We start from the raw sequence: 18849 nt of genomic DNA, 5'->3' as shown, positions 1-18849 counted from the left end.
ACTTAGCAAGCCCGACGGCAAAAGTCATCCGTGCATCAGCGGAAAAGTCGCGCTTCAGGCAGCCTCGTGGACAGGGATGTTCTCGCAAGCCGGTGAGCTACCATCCACCGCCGCCGCCACCGCCGCCACCGCCGCCGGAGAAGCCGCCGCCGCCGGAACTGCCGGAGAAGCCGGAGGAGGAGCTTTTGGGCGGCGGCGGGAGCGAGGCGGCAAGCGTGTCGGCCATGGAGCCGGCAAAGCCGCCCATGCGATCGGAGAAGCTGCCGGTACCAAAACCGTCGCCGCCATACCAGGCGGGATGATAGCTGGCGGCGGCAGCGCCTGCGGCAGCCGTGGCAAGCCAGAGGCGGAACGTATCCGTCCAGGGTTTTTCGACGCCGAGGGCCACGGCATAGGGCAGAAGGCGCTCATAGTGGCGCGGCGACATCTCCGGCGCGCCGGCCATGTTCATCCGCTCCTTTTCGGCAAGCGTCAGGTACTGGCGCAGCCCCTCAATGCCGTCCATCATCCGCCGCCCGATCGGGGTCGGCGCGCCCATCAGGAAATAGAACAAGAGGTTCAGAAGCAGGATCCCGCCGACGGCGGCAAGCACCGGCAAGAGCCCGTCGTGCAGGCCGCCCACGACGAAGCCTGCAAGGACGGAGCCGAAAATGCTGATGAAGACGAAGCCGAAAAAGGCGATCATCACCACCGTCATGATGCGCTGGCCGAGGCTTCTGGCGTTGGTCAGCGCCTTGCCGAAATTGACGGCGAAGACGGAGAGGAAGAAGGCGGCGGCGACAGGCACGACAACGAGTGCGATGCCCTCCTCCGGCAGGTTGCCGAAGACCAGCATGGCGCCGAGGCAGAGCGCCGACAGCGCCACGCCGCCGGCGATATACCCCCAGTTGGCGATGTAGTACTTGCCGCGGTGCTCGGTTTCCATCGCGTTGCGGAACTGGCTGCCGAGCGTCTGGATGCGCTTGCCGTTCGCCTTGTCGATGACGAGGCTTTCGCCGCTGGCCTTCACCGCCTTCAAAAGCACGCTCTCTCCGGTCGGCAGCTTCTCTTCGAGCGCCTTTTCGGTGGGCGTGACGACGATCGAATTCTTCAGGTCGTCGAGGGTAACGTAACCCTTGACCGCGAGATTCAGAAGCGCCGCGGACAGCGCGGTCCAGCCGGCGCCGCCAAAACCCTTGTTGTCGACGTAGTTCAAAAGCGCGGGCGAGGCTTTTTCCGGCGGGTCCCAGCGCGGAACGACGACGCCGCGCGTCGGATCGCGCCCGGCGACCAGCCAGGAGCGCAGGTAATACAACGCGACGAGCACCAGTCCGCCAAGGCCGATCAGCCCGCCGGCATTGTCCTTGAAGAACCAGATCCGTTCCTGCGCTGCAGTCGGGCGGTCAATGCTGCCAGGCGGGAGCTTCACTCCGATCGTCAGCCCCTCGTGGGCGGAAAGCCCCTCCGTGGTGACGAACTCGGCCCGGTTGCCGGAAGCGGTCGCCCGCGCCGCCTTGCCCCGGCCGCCATAGGCGCCGGTGAAATAGGTCAGTTCCTCCGGAACGACGCCGTCCGGCAGTGTGACGGTCGCCGAGGCGCGGCTTATCGGGAAAGCCCACTCGGTGCCGGTGACGTTCCAGAACAGTTCGTCGTGATCCTCGAAGAAACGGATCTGGCGATCGGTGCGGTAGGTCAGCTCGTAGGTGTGCGGCCCCGGATCGAGCAGCACGTCGGAAGAGCCGACATAGATGCGGATCCCGCCGTTCTCCCGCTCGGTGCTGTAGGGTTCGTCACGCCCGTCGCGGCGCACGGCCTCGATCTCGAAGCCGACCTGGCGGCTGCGCCCCTCGCCATCGACGAAGGTCAGCGGAAAGTCGCGGAAGATGCCCCGGCGGATGAGGTTGCCCTCGGCATTGACCGCTATCGTCTCCTTCACGGTCATTTCGCCGCTCTTCGCCACCGCGATGTCGGCATGGTAGGAAGAAATGAATTCCGCAGCCCGCACGGCGCCGGCGACGCCGATCGCAAGGGCGAAGAAGACCAGGGCCGCGATCCGGGACATCGATCTGCTCCGCTTCAGAACTTTACCGTAGGAACGGTGCGGTCGGCCGGGTTGTCGATCTCGAAATAGGGCGCCTTGGCGAAGGAGAAGGCGCTTGCCAGGAAGTTGGAGGGGAAGCTCTCCACCTTCACGTTCAGATCCCGCGCCGCGCCGTTGTAATAACGGCGCGACATCTGGATTTCGTCCTCGACGGTCTGGAGCGACTGCTGCAACTCGCTGAAATTCTGGTTCGCCTTCAGGTCGGGATAGGCTTCGGCCAGTGCCAGCAACCTGCCGAGCGCCTGGCCGAGCATGCCTTCGGCGACGGCGCGCCCCTGCACGTCGCCCGTCGGCACCGCCTGCGCCCTGTTGCGCAACTCGACCACCTGCTCCAGCGTTTCCCGCTCATGCTTGGCATAGCCCTTAACGGTCTCGATCAGGTTGGGGATCAGGTCAGCGCGGCGCTTCAACTGCACGTCGATGCCCGACCACGCCTCCTCCTTGACCTGCCGCGCCTTCACCAGGCCGTTATAGAGAATGATCGCGTAGAGCGCGACCACGGCTGCGATTGCCAGACCGATCATCCTGTTCTCCTTGAACGCACGATGCGTCGCGACATTAGCGCACAACCCTGCAAACCAAAATCCGCTCGAACAAAGAAATGCGCGCAGATTCAAAGTCTTCAACCGGGCGCAACGCTCGCTTCCGCACGGGCGCAAACGCCCTGCGTTCTTTCTGTGGTCCTGCCCGTCCCTGCAGAGCCGGGTCGCTCCGGCCAAGGCTTCGACGATGCCGGCGCGGTCCGGCGGCTGCCGCGGCCGGGGAACCCCGCGCATCATTCGCCAAAAGAGGTACGCCCATTACGCAAAATGAATTTCTCCATTTAAAACATAGGTATAGATCGCATCGAGCCGACATGCGCGCGGATCGATCAAACTGCCTGCGCTTGACCGTGGCGGTCGCCCGCAATAGCGTTCGGGCGAAGGATGGGGGTCCCGATGGCAGGCTTTGCGAGCATTCGGCGTACCTATGTTGAAAATGGATCGGCGGCCATCATTTCAAAGGGCCTGCAACGGGTCAGTCGGGTCATGTCCGAGACCTGGGCCGCGTCCCATGCCCATCGCATCGACATTGACGGTCTGGCGCTGAAGGTCAGGGTGCAGCAGCAAACCACCGAACTGCTCGGCTGGAAGCCCGACTGGAAGACCAGCCTGATCGGCCTCATGCTCGGCGCACGCGGCGGTCCGTTCGTCGATGTCGGCGCCAATGTCGGGCAGACCCTTCTGGATTATCTGGCGGCCCCGCGAAAGCATGGATACATCGCCTTCGAGCCGATGCAGGCGTGCCTGGCGCAACTGCACCGTCTCGTTGACGATAACCGGCTCGATGATTGCACGGTCGTGCCGTGCGCGCTTTCGGACGGAAACATGCTGCTCGATATCTACCGCCACCACGAGAAATCGGCCGACCCGGGCGCAACGACGGTCTGCGGCCTGCGACCGGATCGCAACGTCGTCGCCGACCTGATCCCGTCCTATCGTTTCGACGATATCCGCGGGCGGATCCGTCCTGCAGGCGCCATCGGCGTGATCAAGATCGACGTGGAAGGTGCCGAACTGCCGGTCATCCGCGGCATGGAACGAACCATCCGCGCCGATCGCCCGTGGATCCTGTGCGAGGTGCTCGACCGCGACCCCTTGGCTGACGCCGAAGTGCACAGTGCGCGGGCGGAAGAACTGACGGACACGATGCACGGTCTCGGTTACGCGATCCTCCGCGTCCAGAAATCGAAGGACCAGACGAGGGTCATCGGGCTGGAACCCATTTCAACGTTTCCGTCCAGGGTGTACGACGAGGCGTACTGCGACGAGTGCGACTATCTGTTTGTCCCAGCAGACCAGACAGATGCCGCAAGGGCCGCCATCTCGTCGCACTGATCGCGGCTTTCGCCTGCCTGGCTGGCATTCACTGCCTCAAGCCGCCTTCTCGACCCAGTTCACACCGCCCGCGTCGGTCAGCAGGAAGGCTTCGCCGCAGGCCTTGGCCAGCGTGCGCACGCGCAGGATGTAGCTCTGGCGCTCGGTAACCGAGATCACGCCGCGGGCGTCGAGCAGGTTGAAGACGTGGGAGGCCTTGATGCACTGGTCGTAGGCCGGCAGCACGCATTTGTGGTAGGAATTGGCGCTGTCGCCGGGCGCGCCGGCGGCGAGAAGCGCAAGGCACTCCTTCTCCGCGTCGACGAAGTGGCGATGCAGCATCTCGGTATTGGCGTATTCGAAGTTATGGCGGGAGTATTCCTGCTCGGCCTGCAGGAAGACATCGCCATAGGTGATCTTCTCGTCGCCCTCGCGCCCGTTGAAGTTCAGGTCGTAGACGTTGTCGACGCCCTGCACGTACATGGCCAGGCGCTCGAGGCCGTAGGTCAGCTCACCGGCGACCGGCGCGCATTCGATACCGCAGACCTGCTGGAAATAGGTGAACTGCGACACTTCCATGCCATCGCACCAGCATTCCCAGCCGAGCCCCCAGGCGCCGAGCGTCGGGCTTTCCCAGTCGTCCTCGACGAAGCGGACGTCATGCAGGAGCGGGTCGAGGCCGATCGCGGCGAGCGAGCCGAGATAGAGCTCCTGCAGGTTCGAAGGGTTCGGCTTCAGGATCACCTGGTACTGGTAGTAGTGCTGCAGGCGGTTCGGGTTTTCGCCGTAGCGCCCGTCGGACGGGCGGCGGGACGGCTGGACATATGCCGCCTTCCACGGTCGCGGCCCGAGCGCGCGAAGCGTGGTGGCCGGATGGAAGGTGCCGGCGCCGACTTCCATGTCGTAGGGCTGCAGGACCGCGCAACCCTTGTCCGCCCAGTAATTGTGGAGCGTCAGGATCAGCCCCTGGAAGGAGCGGGTCGGGTGCATGTGATCGGGCATGGCGGCAGCAGTCATCGGTCCGGTCCGGATGGGAATTTCGGTTGCGCGGACTGGTGCCACGGCACAGCCGCAGGGTCAAGGGGCAGGCTCAGGGTCGGACCAGGGCAGAGGATGGCAAAGGACGAGGCTCCGGGGGACCGCTGCAGCGGAATGGCGTGTCGCCGCAGCTCCGCGGCCCCTGTGCCGCCTCAATGACGCTCCAGCGACCGGAAGAGACCGGACCCCGCCGGTTGTATCGCGACATTCGGCCTGCCGGGCACGAGATCGGGAACGGAGCGGAAGACCGTGCGGGAAGCCGGCGACAGGCGGGCGCGGTACCAGCCGGCGAGATGCTTCAGTTCGCCGCGCAGCGAAGCCTCCGGCCGCCAGCCGAGTGCTGCGATCGCAACGGTTGAGACCGGCGCGCGATCGACGTTTGCGGCGCGGCCGCTGTCGAAGGTGACGCCCGCCACCGGTTCGGGAACGGCATCCAGGACCATGCGCGCCACGTCGAGCACGGAATAGCTCTCCGCAGCCGAGACGTTGTAGGTGCCGCTCCTCTCGCCGCGGGTGATGACGGCGCGGAGCGCAGTGCACAGGTCGGAGATGGCGAGGAACGAGCGGCGCTGGTTGCCGTTGCCGTGAATGGAAAGCGGCTTGCCGACGGCGGCGAGTTCGAGGAAGCGCGGTACCAGCTTCTCGGCGTTCTGGCGCGTGCCGACGACATTGACAGGGCGCAATACACGGATATCGAGACCATGGACATGGCGCAGGCCGGAGAGGAGCATTTCCGCGGCCGCCTTGGAGGCGCCGAGTGGATTGTCCGGCTGCATCGCGCTCGCCTCGGACGGCATCTGGCCGGCTGAGCCGTAGACCTCGGCGGTGCTGAGGTGAACCATCAGCGGCACATTCCAGCGCGCGGCCGCTTCGGCCAGAACCTGCGTGCCGATGGCGTTGGAAAGGCTGGCGCGCTCCGGGGCCACCATCGCCCGGTCTGCATGGCTCTCGCCGGCTGCATGAATGACGAGCTCTGCGCCCCGCAGCACATCGGACACCAAGTCGAGGTTGCCGACGTCGCCCTGCCGAAGCGTGACGCGGCCGCTGCGCATCGCGCCATCGAGGTTCGCCATGTTGGCGGCGTAGGTGAACGCGTCCAGGACGCGGATCTCGGCGCCCGGGCACGCGTCCAGCAGGTCGTCCACCACATGCGAGCCGATGAACCCTGCGCCGCCGGTGACGACGATGGTGCGGAGGCCGGCGAGTTCGAGCGAAGCCATGGAAATCTGCCCTACCGTTCGATGCAATCAGGAATGGCAGATTTGGCTGTCTAGGCGGCAGTGCGCAATGCGCGCAACGCGTCCGGCCGGCCTTTATGCGGCGTTAACCTTACTCGGCCTGGTTAACGTACCAATCCGGCACGTGGTCTGCGGGAATATTCCGGAAACGGGACGGGTTCGGGACTATTCGTCTTCCCGCCGCACGCGATATTCGCCGGTCTTGGGATCCTTTACCAGCGTGCCCATCGCGCCGGTCTGCTGCTCTTTCTCGACGTCGCGGCGCTTTTTCGACAGGCGCTGCGCGTCGGCCACGAACTTGCGGTAGCCGAACCAGGCGACTGCGACCACCAGGAGCAGGAATATCATCTGCGCCATTTTGCCTCCCCCTGTTCTACCGGCCGAAGCGCGACCAGAGCGCCTTTTCCTCGACAGCCTCGGCAAGAGCGCCCACCCCTGCTACGCCGGCTCGCTCCGCGGCGGAAGCGAGCATACCAGCACCGACGCCGGGCGTCTTGCGGCCGAACAGACCCCGTGCCGGCGAAATCAGCTGAAGCTTCGCATTCGCGCCGAAGCGGCGGCGGATCTCGCCGCGCATATCCGCAAGACCATCGATCAATCCCAGCGCCAGGCCGCGCTGGCCGGTCCAGAACAGACCGGAAAAGAGGTCCGGATCATTGGCAAGCCGCGAGCCGCGCCGTTCCTTGACCATGTTGATGAACACATCGTGGATCTCGAGCTGCAGCGACTTCAGATACTCGATATCGGAATCCCGCTCAGGCCTGAACGGATCGAGAATGACCTTGTTCTCGCCGGCCGTGTAGACCCGCCGTTCGACGCCGATCTTCTTCAGAAGCTCCGGAAAACCGAAGCCGCCGGAAACGACACCGATCGAGCCGACGATCGAGGTGGGATCGGCGAAAATCTCATCGCCGGCAAGGGCGATCATGTAGCCGCCCGAGGCCGCGACGTCCTCGACGAAGACCAGCACGCGCTTGTTCTTCTCGGCGGCGAGATCGCGAATGCGCTGGAAGATCAGCCGGGACTGCACCGGCGAGCCGCCGGGAGAATTGATGGAGATGGCGACGGCGGGAGCCTGCTTGTCGGCGAATGCCTTGTCGAGAACCGGCGCCACGGTCGCCAGGTTCAGCGCCGGGCGGAACTGGCCGCCGCCCGCCATGATCGCACCCTGCAGCCGCACGACCGGGATTGTGATGCCCTCCTTGCGGAACCGCTTCGGCATCAACTTCCTGAAAAATCCGGCCATGTCGCTCATCAGTCTCCCATGAATGCTTCAACGCCAGATGTATGCACGCTGTCATAAAACGCAATGGCGTCGCGACAAAATCGAGAGGCAGCGTCAATGTGACGGCAGCACACCACAGAGGCGGGATCAGCGCTTGCGCACGCCTGCAAGCCGCGGATAGGCGGCCCGGCCGTTGTTGAGGTCGTCGACAAGTGCGGAGAAGCGATGGCCGTCGGTCTCGTGCATGATCAGCGGCGCGCGCAACGCGAGCCGTGCCCGCGAACCCTTGATCGCCGTGACCAGGATGCGCACCGCGCTTTCGCCGGGCCGGGGATGCAGACCGGTGATCTCTATGCCGCCGAAGCGCTTGCCGCAGGCATCGACGATCTCGGCGATCGATTCCGGCCGGGCGATCAGAGACAACTGCCCGCCGGGCCGCATGATCGCGCCTGCGGTGCGGATCCACTGGTCGAACAGGCCGCTTTCCATCGCGTGCGCCTCGGCCTTCAGCGCATCCGGCGTGCGCCGGTCGGCGGCGTCGTTGAAGGGCGGGTTCATGATGACGTGATCGTGAACTTCGTCCTGAAGACCGGCGGCAAGCCGCGCGCGTCCCGTCAGCGTCACGTCCGCCTCGATGACGTCGACGCGCGCCCGCAGATCGGCGTTTTCGGCAAGCGCCAGGCTCTTGCGGGCATAGCCTGCCATGATCGGCGAGCGCTCGACGAGGACGACGCGCGCGCCTGCAATGCGCGAGGCGACGGCAAGCCCTGCCGCACCGGCGCCCGCACCGAGATCGGCAACGCTGATTGCCCCCTCGCCCGCAACCAGCGACGCCAGCAGCATGGCATCCATGCCGGAACGGTGGCCGCCGCCCTTGGGCTGAACGAGATGGAAGCGGCCGCGGTGGAAGGCGTCGATCGTCTCTCCCGCACCCTCTTGCCCTGCCGTCACGCGCGCAACTCCGCGCCCAGTCCCGCGTCGGTCAGGATGCGCCTTGCCTCGTCGGCGCGCTCCTCTTCCACCAGCAACCGGCGCGGCAGCATGCCGAGCGAGCCTTCGAGGATGCTCATGCCCTGGTCAGCGACGAGGCAGTGGATGCCGGCATCCTTCATCAGGCTCTCGGCAAAGGAGAGCAGGACTACGTCGTTCGTCCGGATCAGTTCGATCATTGGTTTTCCCGTCTAATTTTCGGCCTGCGGGACAATTCGCCTCTTGCTCCGGCAGGCACCCCTTTCTATTGTCCCGCCACGGAAAAGAACAGGAGTCCGCACACTTGGGCGTCGTGATATCGCTTGACGAGGGCAAAAACAAACTGGCGTCGGTGAAGCCGCTTGTCGATCTGACAAAGGCGGACATGGAGCGCGTCAACCAGCTGATCCTGTCGAAGGCCGGCTCCGACGTCCAGATGATCCCGGAAGTGGCCAACCACCTGATCTCCTCGGGCGGCAAGCGCCTGCGGCCGATGCTGACGCTCGCCTCGGCCTCCATGTTCGGCTACGGGGGCGACCACCATATCAAGCTCGCCACCAGCGTCGAGTTCATGCACACGGCGACGCTTTTGCACGACGACGTCGTCGACGAGAGCGACCTTCGCCGCGGCAAATCGACGGCACGGATGATCTGGGGCAACCAGGCGAGCGTCCTGGTCGGCGACTTCCTGCTCGGCCAGGCCTTCAAGATGATGGTCGAGGTCGGCTCGCTGGAGGCGCTCGACGTACTTTCTTCCGCAGCCACCGTGATCGCCGAGGGCGAGGTGCTGCAGCTCTCCGTCGCCAAGAACATGGAGACGACGGAAGACGACTATCTCGCGGTCATCCGCGCCAAGACGGCGGCCCTTTTTGCCGCTGCGGCCGAAGTCGGCCCGATCGTCGCCAATACCAGCCGGGCGGAGCGCAATGCGCTGAAGTCGTATGGCATGAACCTCGGCCTGGCGTTCCAGCTCGTGGACGACGCGCTGGACTACGGCGGCAAGGCTGCGGATCTCGGAAAGAACGTCGGCGACGACTTCCGCGAGGGCAAGATCACCCTTCCCGTCATTCTCGCCTGGCGGCGCGGCACGGCCGAAGACCGTGCCTTCTGGCGCAAGGCGATCGAGGGCGGGGAAAGCGACGATACCAACCTCGAGCACGCGCTCGGCCTGATCACCCGCTACGGCGGGCTGTCCGACACGATCGCGCGTGCGCAGCACTACGGCACGATCGCGCGCGACGCGTTGGCACCGCTGCCGCCCAGTGCATGGAAATCGGCACTCCTGGAAGTCATCGACTTCTGCATCGCGCGCGTCAGCTGATCGCGAATTCTTGCCTGGCGGCTGCGGAGGAATTTCTTGCCGCACCGCGCCAAAAAAGCCATTCTCTGCGGCCATGAGTCCAAGTTTAACTGGACAGATCGTGACGTACCGCAGGCGCCCGTGCCTGCCTGTCACATTAGCGAAAGGCATCTTGATGCGGCACTCCCTGATCACCCGGCTCCTTTCGAGCGCTGCCGTCGTGGCCGGCATCGCCCTTGCAGGGCTTCCGGCCGCCAAGGCTGAAGATGCGCCGGCCGCCGCAGCCGAGGAGACCGTCAAGTTCGACCCGCAGAGCGTCAACAGCTTCTCCGGTGCCTTCCTTGCCGCCCGCACCGCCGACGTCGACAAGGACTACGAGACCGCGATCGCGCTCTATCGCATCACGCTGCAGTACGACCCGACGAACACCGAGGTCAAAGAGCGGCTGATGATCACGCTGCTTCTGAACGGCGATTTCGAAGAAGGCGTGAAGCTTGCCCAGGCGTTGAAGGACGATCCGGCCGTCGAGCGCATCACAACTGTCGTGCGCGGCATGGATGCGATCCGCAAGCGCGAGTACCGCACCGCCGAGAAGATCCTCGTCTACTCCGGCCCGAACGACCTCGACCGCATGATGAACGGGCTGCTGGTTGCCTGGGCGAAGTTCGGTGACGGCAAGACGAAACAGGCGCTCGCGACCATTTCGGACATGGAAGGGCCGGACTGGTTTGCGATTTTTAAGAACTACAATGCCGGTGCGATCGCCGCGGCAGCAGGCGACCGCGACACCGCCCGCAAACGGCTCAACGACGCCATTCTCGACCGCAACGGCGGCGCAGCCGCACCGGACACCTTCATGCGCGCCGTCATGGCGCTGGCGAGGCTCGAGGCACGCGAAGGCAACAAGCAGAAGGCGCTGGACGCCATCTCCGTCGGCGAAAACCTCGTTTCCAGCTATGCGCCGCTGAAGGCGCTGCGCGAAAGCATCGAACGCGGCGACAAGCAGGAGCAGCAGGTGCGTACCGCAGCGCAAGGTGCTGCCTCCGTCCTCTTCTCGATCGGCGGCGCGCTCAACCGCGAGGGCGCGGAAGACATCGTATCCCTCTACCTGCAGGTTTCGCGCGCGCTCGACCCGGAAAGCGCCGACACGCTGGTGCTGCTCGGCGGCCTTGCCGAAAGCCAGAAGAAGCCCGATCTCGCGATCGAGTTCTACCGCCAGGTGCCCGAGAATTCGCCGATGCGCCGCCTCTCCGAACTGCAACTCGGTCTTCAACTGGCCGATCTCGGCAAGGTGGACGAGGCCAAGAAGCACCTCAAGGAGCTGATCGAGGCCGACCCGAAGGACATGCGCAGCTATCTCGCCTATGGCAGCGTGCTTTCGGATGCCAAGGAATACAAGGAAATGGGCGAGGTCTACGACCGCGCCGTCGACCAGATGGGCAACGTGCCCAACAAGTCGCAGTGGACGATCTATTTCCAGCGCGGCATCGCCTATGAGCGCCAAAAGAAGTGGGAACAAGCTGAGCCGAATTTCCGCAAGGCGCTCGACCTCAATCCCGACCAGCCGCAGGTTCTGAACTATCTCGGCTATTCCTGGGTCGATATGAACATCAACCTCGACGAAGGCCTGGAGATGATCCGCAAGGCCGTCAGCATCAAGCCTGACGACGGCTATATCGTCGATTCGCTCGGATGGGCCTACTACCGCCTCGGCCAGTACGAAGACGCGGTGACGGAGCTGGAACGCGCAGCGGAACTTCGCGCCGGCGATCCGACGATCAACGATCACCTGGGCGACGCCTACTGGCGCGTCGGCCGCAAGCTCGAAGCGACGTTCCAGTGGAACCGCGCACTGGGCCTGAAGCCGGAAGAGGCGGAGATCCCGAAGATCAAGGCGAAGATCGAAAACGGGCTGGCCGACGAGAAGCCGGCGCAGCCGGCTGCCGCACAGGCCATCGAAGGCAAGGAGCCTGTGAAGACCCCTTCCCTCGACGTGACCGAGCCGGAAAAGAAGTCCTGATCCGTCCATGTGCGAACGGGAAGGCATTGCCGGCTTCGCCCTGACGGAGCCGGCGCCGGCCAAGATCAATCTGGCTTTGCACGTGACCGGCCAGCGCGAGGACGGTTATCATCTGCTCGACATGCTGGTGACGTTCACCGCGTTCGGCGACCGGATAGCGGTATCGCCGGCACAGGCGGACCACTTCACCCTGTCAGGCCGGTTCGCGGCTGCGCTTAAGGATGACTGCAAAGACAATCTGGTCATCAAGGCACGCGACAGGCTGCGCGATGCGCTTCGGCAAAGAGGAGCAGCCGCCCCGCCGGTGCATCTGCACCTGGAAAAGAACCTGCCGATCGCTTCCGGTATCGGCGGCGGCTCGGCGGACGCAGCGGCAGCATTGCGCGCGCTTCTCAATCTCTGGGGCGGGGCGCACTCCGATCACGAACTGGCCGGTCGCGAACTGGAGGTTCTGGCGCTCGGCCTCGGCGCGGACGTGCCGATGTGCCTTGCCGCACGCCCACTGATCGCGCGCGGGATCGGCGAGGCGATCGAACTGCGCACCGATCTTCCCGCCTTCCCGATGGTGCTTGTCAACCCGCTCATCGGCGTTTCGACACCGGAGACCTTCCGGCTGCTTGCGCAGAAGAACAATCCGAAGCTGAAGGTGCCCAAGGCAGGCACGGGGAGACCGTGCTGGCTTGCGGCCATGCAGGGCATGCGCAATGATCTCGAAGCGCCGGCAATCGGGCTTGCCCCGGCGATCGCCTCGGTGAAAGAGGTGCTTGCCGGGAGCGGCGCGAGACTGGTCCGGATGTCGGGCTCGGGGGCCACCTGCTTCGGCATCTACGATACGATGGCCGCGGCACAGCATGCCGCAGGCACGCTGGCGAAGATGCAGCCGGACTGGTTCGTGGTAGCGACCACAAGCCTCGGCACGGAGAAACTCAACGATGCGGCTTGACGACAAACGCCCGTTCATTCCCCTTTCGATCGCCGTGCTCACCGTATCCGATACGCGCACGCCCGCCGACGACCGCTCCGGCGACACGCTGGTGGAGCGGCTGGAGAAGGCCGGTCACAGGCTGGGTGCGCGGGCGATCGTGCCGGACGACAGGGACGCGATCCGCAGCCAGGTCGAAAGCTGGACGAAGGACAAGGGCATCGACGTGGTCATCACCACCGGCGGCACCGGCTTCACGGGGCGCGACGTCACCCCGGAGGCGCTGGAGCCGCTGTTCGAAAAGCGCATGGACGGCTTTTCGGAAGTGTTCCACCGCATTTCCTACGACAAGATCGGCACTTCGACCATCCAGTCGCGCGCAACGGGCGGCGTGGCCAACGCCACCTTCATCTTCGTGCTGCCCGGCTCGCCCGGCGCCTGCCGCGACGCCTGGGACGGCATTCTCGCAGCCCAGCTCGACTATCGGCACATGCCCTGCAATTTCGTCGAGATCATGCCGCGGCTCGACGAGCACCTGAAACGCAAATAGGCCTTCGCCAGCGCGGCGGGTGTGTCGTCAGAGTTCCCGCATGGCCCGGATCGCCCAGGCCGGCACGATCTCCGCAACCAGCCTTCTGGCGCGAACGCCTGCGGCCATCTGGTCGAGGCGTATCCCCTTGCGGGCAATCGTGCTTGCCTGCCGCTTGGAGACGAGCAGGCCCTGCTCCAGCGCCGGCCGCCTGGACACCAGCCGCTTCAGCAACGGCCGCCTGTGGCTGCGCGAACCGGCGAAACGGGCCGGCCCCTTGCTGATAGCGACATGCTCGACAACCGCATCTACCCAGCCGTTGAGCGGGCGCGCGCCGGGTTCCAGCAGCAGCAGCCAGTCGCCGCGGGCAGTGCGGACGATCTCGTTCATGTCCCACTCGGTCAGGAAACGGCAACCGGCCGCATCGGCGATTTCGTGTGAGCCATCGCGGGAACCGTGATCCAGCACGACCACGTCGCGCACGATGCCCTCGACTGCGCCTGCCACCAGCGCGGCGAGCGTCTGGGCCAGTTCGGGCTCGTTGTCCCGGCATTCGATGATCACGGTCAGCATGGTTGACCAATATCGCATTGTGCACTGCGGCGCCACTGCCGATAACGCAAAGGTTGCAGCCGAAGCGAGCAATTCGGCGCCCTCTCTCCGTGGCGATGGAAATGTGGTTTTGTTCTTGCAATGTTCTCATTCCGCTGCTAGGAATAAAATCATTGGAAGGGACAGCCAAAGTCCCCGACGGAGAAACCCGATGACAGAGCTGTCCAGTCTGAAGCAGGGCGCGCTTGCGCCCGGCAACGCGGTCGACATTGCCGAAGCGCTGATGGTGCAGGGCGGCCTGCGGATCGATATCGACCGTCGGCGTGGCCGCGGCGCGGGCATCAATATGTCCGGCCGCTTCGAACAGCAGGTGCGCGAAAACTTCGACGACGGCTGGGAGACGCTGGAGGACCTGCCGCCGTTCAAGACCGAAGTCCAGGTGGAGAAGCCGCGCAGCATCATAACCCGCAACGAATCGCCCGATATTCCCTTCGACCGCTCGGTCAATCCGTACCGCGGCTGCGAGCACGGCTGCATCTACTGCTTCGCCCGTCCGACCCACGCCTTCATGGGGCTGTCGGCTGGCCTCGATTTCGAGGCGCGGCTCTTTGCCAAGCCCGATGCCCCGCGGCTGCTGGAGCGCGAATTGTCGAAGCCGGGCTACCGTCCGCGGGTCATCGCGATCGGGACGAATACCGACCCCTACCAGCCGATCGAAAAGGAATGGCGCGTCATGCGGCAGATCCTGGAGGTGCTGGAAGGGGCCAACCATCCGGTGTCGATCGTCACCAAGTCGGCGCTGATCATGCGGGATATCGACATCCTCTCGCGCATGGCGGCCAAGGGGCTTGCCTGGGTGGGCCTGTCGGTGACCACGCTCGACCGCAAGCTGGCGCGCAGCATGGAACCGCGCGCGGCCACCCCTGCGCGACGGCTGGAGGCGATGCGGGCGCTTTCGGAGGCCGGCGTTCCCGTCAGCGTCATGGTCGCACCGATCATCCCCGGTCTGAACGACCACGAGGTCGAACGGATCCTCGATTCGGGCAAGGCCGCAGGCGCGCAGGAGGCAAGCTATGTGCTGCTGCGCCTGCCGCTGGAAGTCAGCCCGCTGTTTCGCGACTGGCTGCTGCGCGAGTATCCGGACCGGTATCGCCACGTAATGTCGCTCGTGCGCTCCATGCGCGGCGGCAAGGACTACGACGCCGAATTCGGCAAGCGGATGAAGGGCGCCGGTCCCTATGCCTGGCAGATTGCCCGGCGGTTCGAACTGGCGACGAAACGGCTCAAGCTGAACCGCACGCGGCGGAGCCTTTCCACCGACCTGTTCGTACCGCCCTCGGGCAGCGGCGTGCAGCTCTCGCTGCTGTAGCTGTCGCCTGCCGCCGGTTGTTCGATGGCGGCGGTTGTTCGATGCCGGCAGGGGCGAGGCTGCCGAGCCAGTGCGATAGTACCACGACGGCGCTTCTTGCTCGGTTGGCTTCCGTCGCTTGACCGCTCTGCTTTCGCCTCCGTTCGGGGTGAAGGGTGGCGGGCGAGAACAAAGATATGTCGTCTCCGTTAGCGGACGGAAGACGCCGCAAGGTTTCGACATTGCCTGTCCCCCGCGCAATGTCGATGTTCCCCGGTCATTGCCGCACCGGGGACTTGCAGGGAATCGGCCGGTCGTGCGAGGGTCGCCGCATGCCACGCCGCGCGACCGCCGATTCCCCCCTCCTCTTCGACCTTCCGGTCGGACCCGACTTCTCGATGGAATCGGCTGCCCGCAGAGCCGGGCAATGGCCGGTAGCCGGCGCCGACGAGGCCGGCCGCGGTCCGCTGGCCGGGCCGGTTGTGGCTGCGGCCGTAATCCTCGACCCAGAGCGCATTCCCGATGGCCTGCACGATTCCAAGCAACTGACGGCCGCCAGGCGAGAAGCGTTGTTTTCGCAGATACTGGCGACGGCCATGGTGTCGGTCGCCTCCAGCGGCGCACGCCGGATCGACCGGACGGACATCCGCAACGCAAGCCTTGATGCGATGCGCCGCGCCGTCTTCGGCCTGCCCGCGCGCCCGCTGCTGGTCCTGACCGATGGCCTCGATGTGCCGCCGGGACTGCGATGCGAAGGGCGCGCCGTCGTCAAGGGCGACGCACGCGTGCTGACGATCGCCGCCGCATCGATCGTCGCCAAGGTGGTTCGCGATCGGATGATGGCCTGCGCCGACAACACCTATCCCGGCTACGGCTTCGGTACGCATGCCGGCTATGGCACCGAGCGCCACCGCGAAGCCATCGGCAGCCTCGGCCCCTGTGCCCTCCATCGCCTGTCCTTCCGGCCATTCCGGCCGGAGACGCTCGATTGAGACGCGTGACGATCTAGAGCAATGCCGGTGGAATCCAGCTCACCCGGATTGCTCTAAAGCATATCGCGATCTTGCAGAATCGCTTCCGCGCTTCTTACGCATGTCCCAAACGCAAAACCGCTGAACACTTTTGCGCGACGTGCTTTCGGAACGTCATTCCCAGTTATCCGGCGCTCAGGCGACGGCGCTTTGTCTGGAGAAGCGCCAAAGATCGGCCTTCACATAAAAGATGCCGCACAGAAGCCCACGGCCGCTTTGCGACAACAGTGTGCGTATCGGGAGCCCGAAGCTTCAAGCGGTACTTGAAGATTGCGATCGGCCCTCGCGCATCGCATGCCTCGATCCCCGCATACCTTGCACCCGCAACCGCCGAAGTGGCGAGACGCGGACAAATCTCGAACATAACCGCCGCCGCCCAATGACGCCTGCGAACGGCGCATACGAAAAAGGCCGGATCGCTCCGGCCTTTCTCAATCTATTTTGATATGTCGCCAGTGCGGCAATCAGTTCAGGCGTGCCTTCACTTCCGTGAGCGCGTCGTCGAACAGCTTCTTGCCGGCCGCGGCGTCTGTCTTCGCGGCGATCACAGTCTCGGCGGCACCGATGGCGAGATCGACGGCGGCAGCGCGGACGGCGTTGATGGCGTCGACTTCGGCCTGCTTGATCTTCTGTTCCGACAGGGCCGTGCGGCGCGAAACGTATTCTTCGGTCTTCTGCTTGGCTTCGGCCGTCAGCGCCTCGGCTTCACGCTGGGCGACCGCGACGATCGATGCAGCTTCGGCTTCGGCTTCCTTGCGCTTGCGCTGGTATTCGGCAAGAAGGCTCTGAGCCTCCTCGCGAAGGCGCTTGGCTTCCGCGAGGTCGTTGGTGATCTTGTCGGCGCGCTGGTCGAGGGCCTTGCCCATCATGCCCGGCACCTTGAGATAGGCGATCAGGGCCAGGAACAGGACGAGGCCGACGAAGGCGTAGAAAGTTGCGTCAAATGCCATGGTCCGCTCCTTACTTCCCTGCAGCCTTGACCGCGGCCGATATCTCGGCCTTGGTCGTCTTGCTGCCGAGCAGCTGTTCGACGACGGCCGATGCCGTCTCTTCGGCGATCGCGCCGACATCGGCGAGCGCCTTGTCCTTGATCCCGGCGATGCGGGTCTCGGCGGCAGCGATCTTGCCGTTGAGGCTTTCCTCGATCTTCTGGCGTTCGGCTTCCGCCTTGGCCTTGGCGGCTTCGCGCGCCTCGTTGGCGATCGCGTTGCCCTTGGAACGGGCGTCAGCCAGTTCCTTTTCATAGGTCGAGATCGCGTCGTCGGCTTCGCTCTTCAGTCGAGACGCCTCGTCCAGATCCTGAGCGATCCGGTCATGACGGGTCTCGAGGATCGAACCGATGCGCGGCACGATGACCTTTGACATGATCAGGTAGAAAATACCGAAGGTGATCGCCAGCCACAGAAGCTGGGAGGCGAAGGTCGAAGAATCGAAGGGCGGGAATACGCCGCTTCCATGCTCCTCACCGTGAGCGACCCCGGTTTCGGTATGCAGCTCGCCTGCCGGTGCGGTGGTGCCGTGGGCATCACCTGCCGGAGCAGCGTCCTGCGTCTCCGTCGTGGTCTCGGCCTGAGCGATCTTGAATGGGATGGACTCGGCCTTGGCCGCGGTCGCAGACATGCTCACCTCCAGGTGCAAAATTCAAGCGGACCACGGCTCGCCTGGAACCGTGGTCCGGTCTTCCATCCGTTATCAGACGGCGAAGAGCAGCAGCAGAGCGATGAGCAGCGAGAAGATGCCCAGAGCTTCCGTAACGGCAAAGCCGAATACGAGGCGGCCGAACTGGCCGTCAGCAGCAGACGGGTTGCGCAGGGCGCCGGCGAGGTAGTTGCCGAAGATGTTGCCGAGGCCGAGGGCCGTGCCGGCCATGCCAAAGCATGCGAGACCTGCGCCGATGTACTTTGCTGCTTCCGCTTCCATGATGAACTCCTTCGAATGGGTTGTTGCGGCTTGGACTGGTGCGGAACGCACCAACGACTTTATCCTTAGTGGCTGCCCGGATGGATCGCGTCATTGAGGTACATGCACGTCAGTACCGCAAAGACATAGGCCTGCAGGAATGCCACGAGGAACTCGAGACCGGTCAGGGCGACCGTCATGATGAGGGGCAGGATCGCGCCGCCGACACCGAGCGCGCCAAGGGCTCCGAGCGAGGCGACGAAGCCTGCGAACACCTTGAGCGTGATGTGTCCCGCCAGCATGTTGGCGAAGAGACGGACGGAGAGGCTGATCGGGCGCGACAGGAACGAGATGATCTCGATCGTGACGACGAGCGGCAGCAGGGCGCCGGGGACGCCATGGGGCACGAACAGCTTGAGGAAGCCGAAACCGTGCTTGTAGAAACCGTAGAGAACGACCGTGCCGATGACGAACAGTGCCAGGGCGAAGGTTACGATGATCTGGCTCGTTACCGTGAAGAAATACGGCATCATGCCGAGCAGGTTCGCCGTCAGGATGAACATGAACAGCGAGAAAACCATCGGGAAGAACTTCATGCCGCTGCTGCCAGCACCTTCGCGCAGCATCGAGGCGATGAATTCGTAGGACATTTCCGAGACCGACTGCATACGGCTCGGGATGATGCCGCGCTGCGAGGTCGTCAGGTAGAGGAAGCCGGAGGCGACCGCGGCGGACGCGACCATGAACAGCGATGCGTTGGTGAACGAGAAATCGATTCCGCCAATCTCGATCGGAACAATCTTGTTGACCAGAAACTGATGGGTCGGATCGTTTGCCACCGC

The 18849-nt window shown here is 64.6% G+C and carries 20 protein-coding genes; 7 read left to right on the top strand and 13 right to left on the bottom strand.

All coding sequences use genetic code 11. From position 1 onward, the window contains the following. Positions 1-97: 97 nt before the first annotated feature. A complete protein-coding gene (locus tag HV823_RS13590; protein WP_176950254.1) occupies positions 98-2041 on the bottom strand; it encodes a DUF2207 domain-containing protein in 1944 nt (647 codons plus the stop codon). 14 nt (positions 2042-2055) lie between these two features. Continuing rightward, positions 2056-2604, bottom strand: coding sequence for a LemA family protein (locus HV823_RS13585; RefSeq protein WP_176950253.1), 549 nt, complete (start codon positions 2602-2604; stop codon positions 2056-2058). A 504-nt stretch (positions 2605-3108) separates the two neighbouring features. On the opposite strand from HV823_RS13585, the gene HV823_RS13580 reads away from it, so the two are divergent. Then, complete coding sequence (locus HV823_RS13580; RefSeq protein WP_176950252.1) at positions 3109-3957, top strand: FkbM family methyltransferase; 849 nt, start codon at positions 3109-3111, stop codon at positions 3955-3957. A gap of 36 nt (positions 3958-3993) precedes the next feature. Here HV823_RS13580 and HV823_RS13575 read toward each other — a convergent pair whose 3' ends face one another. The 6 genes from HV823_RS13575 to HV823_RS13550 all read right to left on the bottom strand — a co-directional run bounded on the left by HV823_RS13575 (position 3994) and on the right by HV823_RS13550 (position 8606). Further along, positions 3994-4953: a glycine--tRNA ligase subunit alpha gene (locus HV823_RS13575; RefSeq protein WP_176950251.1), complete on the bottom strand. Its 960-nt coding sequence runs from the start codon at positions 4951-4953 to the stop codon at positions 3994-3996. A 173-nt stretch (positions 4954-5126) separates the two neighbouring features. Beyond that, positions 5127-6194: a dTDP-glucose 4,6-dehydratase gene (locus HV823_RS13570; protein ID WP_176950250.1), complete on the bottom strand. Its 1068-nt coding sequence runs from the start codon at positions 6192-6194 to the stop codon at positions 5127-5129. Positions 6195-6377: 183 nt separating this feature from the next. Beyond that, positions 6378-6569, bottom strand: coding sequence for a hypothetical protein (locus HV823_RS13565; protein ID WP_176950249.1), 192 nt, complete (start codon positions 6567-6569; stop codon positions 6378-6380). Between the two features lie 16 nt (positions 6570-6585). Continuing rightward, positions 6586-7458, bottom strand: a complete 873-nt coding sequence (locus tag HV823_RS13560; protein ID WP_176950358.1) for a S49 family peptidase — start codon at positions 7456-7458, stop codon at positions 6586-6588. Positions 7459-7584: 126 nt separating this feature from the next. Continuing rightward, complete coding sequence (locus HV823_RS13555) at positions 7585-8388, bottom strand: tRNA1(Val) (adenine(37)-N6)-methyltransferase (RefSeq protein ID WP_343051862.1); 804 nt, start codon at positions 8386-8388, stop codon at positions 7585-7587. Continuing rightward, positions 8385-8606, bottom strand: a complete 222-nt coding sequence (locus tag HV823_RS13550) for a putative signal transducing protein (protein WP_176950248.1) — start codon at positions 8604-8606, stop codon at positions 8385-8387. The genes HV823_RS13555 and HV823_RS13550 overlap by 4 nt, the downstream gene beginning before the upstream one ends. 104 nt (positions 8607-8710) lie before the next feature. On the opposite strand from HV823_RS13550, the gene HV823_RS13545 reads away from it, so the two are divergent. From HV823_RS13545 to moaB, 4 genes are all read left to right on the top strand, one after another. Beyond that, positions 8711-9727, top strand: a complete 1017-nt coding sequence (locus HV823_RS13545) for a polyprenyl synthetase family protein (RefSeq protein WP_176950247.1) — start codon at positions 8711-8713, stop codon at positions 9725-9727. Positions 9728-9881: 154 nt separating this feature from the next. Next, the gene (locus HV823_RS13540) at positions 9882-11726 is read left to right on the top strand and encodes a tetratricopeptide repeat protein (RefSeq protein ID WP_176950246.1); all 1845 of its coding nucleotides are present in this window, start codon (positions 9882-9884) and stop codon (positions 11724-11726) included. 7 nt (positions 11727-11733) lie between these two features. Continuing rightward, a complete protein-coding gene (locus HV823_RS13535) occupies positions 11734-12669 on the top strand; it encodes a 4-(cytidine 5'-diphospho)-2-C-methyl-D-erythritol kinase (RefSeq protein WP_176950245.1) in 936 nt (311 codons plus the stop codon). After that, complete coding sequence (moaB, locus tag HV823_RS13530; protein WP_176950244.1) at positions 12659-13198, top strand: molybdenum cofactor biosynthesis protein B; 540 nt, start codon at positions 12659-12661, stop codon at positions 13196-13198. Before HV823_RS13535 ends, moaB begins: the two co-directional genes overlap by 11 nt. Before the next feature lie 27 nt (positions 13199-13225). Here the strand turns inward: moaB and HV823_RS13525 are convergent, their stop codons facing one another. Next, positions 13226-13750, bottom strand: a complete 525-nt coding sequence (locus HV823_RS13525) for a glycosyltransferase family protein (RefSeq protein WP_176950356.1) — start codon at positions 13748-13750, stop codon at positions 13226-13228. Between the two features lie 190 nt (positions 13751-13940). Here HV823_RS13525 and HV823_RS13520 point away from each other — a divergent pair, with 190 nt between their 5' ends. Together HV823_RS13520 and HV823_RS13515 are read left to right on the top strand one after the other, a co-directional pair. Beyond that, positions 13941-15098 (top strand): PA0069 family radical SAM protein, encoded by a 1158-nt coding sequence (locus tag HV823_RS13520; RefSeq protein ID WP_176950243.1) that lies wholly within the window; start codon positions 13941-13943, stop codon positions 15096-15098. A gap of 311 nt (positions 15099-15409) precedes the next feature. Further along, entirely contained in the window at positions 15410-16069 is a 660-nt protein-coding gene (locus tag HV823_RS13515; protein WP_176950242.1) for a ribonuclease HII, read from the top strand. 503 nt (positions 16070-16572) lie between these two features. Here the strand turns inward: HV823_RS13515 and HV823_RS13510 are convergent. From HV823_RS13510 to HV823_RS13495, 4 genes are all read right to left on the bottom strand, one after another. Then, complete coding sequence (locus tag HV823_RS13510; protein WP_176950241.1) at positions 16573-17058, bottom strand: F0F1 ATP synthase subunit B; 486 nt, start codon at positions 17056-17058, stop codon at positions 16573-16575. A 10-nt stretch (positions 17059-17068) separates the two neighbouring features. Continuing rightward, positions 17069-17728 carry a F0F1 ATP synthase subunit B gene (locus tag HV823_RS13505; RefSeq protein WP_176950240.1) on the bottom strand — a complete coding sequence of 220 codons (660 nt, stop codon included), beginning with the start codon at positions 17726-17728 and terminating at the stop codon, positions 17069-17071. A 72-nt stretch (positions 17729-17800) separates the two neighbouring features. Next, the gene (locus HV823_RS13500) at positions 17801-18028 is read right to left on the bottom strand and encodes a F0F1 ATP synthase subunit C (RefSeq protein ID WP_097135489.1); all 228 of its coding nucleotides are present in this window, start codon (positions 18026-18028) and stop codon (positions 17801-17803) included. 65 nt (positions 18029-18093) lie between these two features. After that, positions 18094-18846 (bottom strand): F0F1 ATP synthase subunit A, encoded by a 753-nt coding sequence (locus HV823_RS13495; protein WP_176950239.1) that lies wholly within the window; start codon positions 18844-18846, stop codon positions 18094-18096. Positions 18847-18849: the final 3 nt, after the last annotated feature.

Source organism: Mycoplana rhizolycopersici (genome assembly GCF_013378445.1).
GTDB classification, from domain to species: Bacteria; Pseudomonadota; Alphaproteobacteria; order Rhizobiales; family Rhizobiaceae; genus Mycoplana; species Mycoplana rhizolycopersici.
The sequence above is the reverse complement of the archived record's forward strand: the minus strand, read 5'-3'. Positions and strand labels throughout refer to the sequence as shown.

Bases quoted from the DNA above. Each gene is read 5' to 3' on its own strand.
- HV823_RS13525 (WP_176950356.1), bottom strand. From the start codon at position 13,750: ATGCTGACCGTGATCATCGAATGCCGGGACAACGAGCCCGAACTGGCC.
- HV823_RS13570 (WP_176950250.1), bottom strand. From the start codon at position 6,194: ATGGCTTCGCTCGAACTCGCCGGCCTCCGCACCATCGTCGTCACCGGC.
- HV823_RS13585 (WP_176950253.1), bottom strand. From the start codon at position 2,604: ATGATCGGTCTGGCAATCGCAGCCGTGGTCGCGCTCTACGCGATCATT.
- HV823_RS13510 (WP_176950241.1), bottom strand. From the start codon at position 17,058: ATGGCATTTGACGCAACTTTCTACGCCTTCGTCGGCCTCGTCCTGTTC.
- HV823_RS13550 (WP_176950248.1), bottom strand. From the start codon at position 8,606: ATGATCGAACTGATCCGGACGAACGACGTAGTCCTGCTCTCCTTTGCC.
- HV823_RS13520 (WP_176950243.1), top strand. From the start codon at position 13,941: ATGACAGAGCTGTCCAGTCTGAAGCAGGGCGCGCTTGCGCCCGGCAAC.
- HV823_RS13540 (WP_176950246.1), top strand. From the start codon at position 9,882: ATGCGGCACTCCCTGATCACCCGGCTCCTTTCGAGCGCTGCCGTCGTG.
- HV823_RS13505 (WP_176950240.1), bottom strand. From the start codon at position 17,728: ATGTCTGCGACCGCGGCCAAGGCCGAGTCCATCCCATTCAAGATCGCT.
- HV823_RS13575 (WP_176950251.1), bottom strand. From the start codon at position 4,953: ATGACTGCTGCCGCCATGCCCGATCACATGCACCCGACCCGCTCCTTC.
- HV823_RS13500 (WP_097135489.1), bottom strand. From the start codon at position 18,028: ATGGAAGCGGAAGCAGCAAAGTACATCGGCGCAGGTCTCGCATGCTTT.
- HV823_RS13535 (WP_176950245.1), top strand. From the start codon at position 11,734: ATGTGCGAACGGGAAGGCATTGCCGGCTTCGCCCTGACGGAGCCGGCG.
- HV823_RS13565 (WP_176950249.1), bottom strand. From the start codon at position 6,569: ATGGCGCAGATGATATTCCTGCTCCTGGTGGTCGCAGTCGCCTGGTTC.
- HV823_RS13515 (WP_176950242.1), top strand. From the start codon at position 15,410: ATGCCACGCCGCGCGACCGCCGATTCCCCCCTCCTCTTCGACCTTCCG.
- moaB (WP_176950244.1), top strand. From the start codon at position 12,659: ATGCGGCTTGACGACAAACGCCCGTTCATTCCCCTTTCGATCGCCGTG.
- HV823_RS13580 (WP_176950252.1), top strand. From the start codon at position 3,109: ATGTCCGAGACCTGGGCCGCGTCCCATGCCCATCGCATCGACATTGAC.
- HV823_RS13560 (WP_176950358.1), bottom strand. From the start codon at position 7,458: ATGGCCGGATTTTTCAGGAAGTTGATGCCGAAGCGGTTCCGCAAGGAG.
- HV823_RS13590 (WP_176950254.1), bottom strand. From the start codon at position 2,041: ATGTCCCGGATCGCGGCCCTGGTCTTCTTCGCCCTTGCGATCGGCGTC.